Source organism: Wolbachia endosymbiont of Drosophila incompta, assembly GCF_001758565.1.
GTDB classification, from domain to species: domain Bacteria; phylum Pseudomonadota; class Alphaproteobacteria; order Rickettsiales; family Anaplasmataceae; genus Wolbachia; species Wolbachia pipientis.
The window spans coordinates 930,610-930,825 of the sequence record NZ_CP011148.1; the positions used below are offsets into that span (position 1 = coordinate 930,610).

The following is a 216-nucleotide window of genomic DNA, read 5'->3' on the forward strand; positions in this document are numbered from 1 at the left end:
TGAACTAAAGGGCTGACAAGGTGACCCCTGAGGGTTTTCATATTCATCATTACAAAAAAGTTTCAAGCACTAATAAAGAAGCGTTGGATTTAATTGATAAAGGAATATCAAATGAAACTATTATTGTTGCTGATAAACAAACAGAAGGCAGGGGGCGCACCGGAAAAAACTGGATTTCTCCAGAGGGTAATTTTTATGCAAGTTTGGTAATAAGCC

Annotated in this window: 1 protein-coding gene and 1 pseudogene (1 of these 2 only partly in view); both read left to right on the forward strand. The window is 37.0% G+C overall.

Features of this window, described 5'->3' with window-relative positions; genetic code table 11:
• On the forward strand, positions 1 to 3 hold the final stretch of the coding sequence (locus WG67_RS04165) for an NADH-quinone oxidoreductase subunit N (protein ID WP_070356950.1). Its footprint begins 1,362 nt before the window's first position; 3 of the gene's 1,365 nt are visible here — the last part of the coding sequence; the start codon falls outside the window, past its left edge; its stop codon occupies positions 1 to 3.
• A 17-nt stretch (positions 4 to 20) separates the two neighbouring features.
• Positions 21 to 216: pseudogene (locus tag WG67_RS08645) on the forward strand (biotin--[acetyl-CoA-carboxylase] ligase); the annotation flags it as partial.